This window comes from Pseudomonas sp. HMSC066A08 (genome assembly GCF_001813025.1).
Classification (GTDB): Bacteria; Pseudomonadota; Gammaproteobacteria; order Pseudomonadales; family Pseudomonadaceae; genus Pseudomonas; species Pseudomonas aeruginosa.
Genome location: NZ_KV811317.1, coordinates 1 through 440, shown reverse-complemented (window position 1 = coordinate 440; position 440 = coordinate 1). Strand labels below are relative to the sequence as shown.

The following is a 440-nucleotide window of genomic DNA, read 5'->3' as shown; positions in this document are numbered from 1 at the left end:
AGGTGGAATCTCGGACGCCGACATTCACCACGCGTGTGCTGAACGGCGCGTATTGGTCGGAGATGTGGGTGTAGAACAGCCGTCCTGGCTCGCTGCCGTACTTCGGGTTGACGTGCCCGGTGCTCTCACCCCGGCCGCCAGCGCGGAAGCGCTGGCCATCGGAGGATGAGGTGGTGCCGTCGCCCCAATGGGCAGCGAAGGCATGGCGGTACTGGTGATTGACCAGCTCGGCCAAGGCCGCCGAATAGGTTTCATCGCGGATATGCCAGGCTTGTAGCCAGGACAGCTTGGCGTAGGTCAGGCCGGGGCTCGACTCGGCCATCTTGGTCAGTCCGAGGTTGATTGCGTCACCGAGGATCGCGGACAGCAGCAACGTCCTGTCTTTGGCCTCAGCCCCGTCCTTCAGGTGGGTGAAGTGGCGGCTGAAGCCCGTCCAGTCG

1 protein-coding gene is annotated in these 440 nt (G+C 64.1%); it reads right to left on the bottom strand.

Features of this window, described 5'->3' with window-relative positions; translation table 11 throughout:
- Positions 1–440 (bottom strand): Tn3 family transposase (locus tag HMPREF2886_RS19505; RefSeq protein WP_139148413.1); only part of this gene is annotated, 440 nt, incomplete at both ends.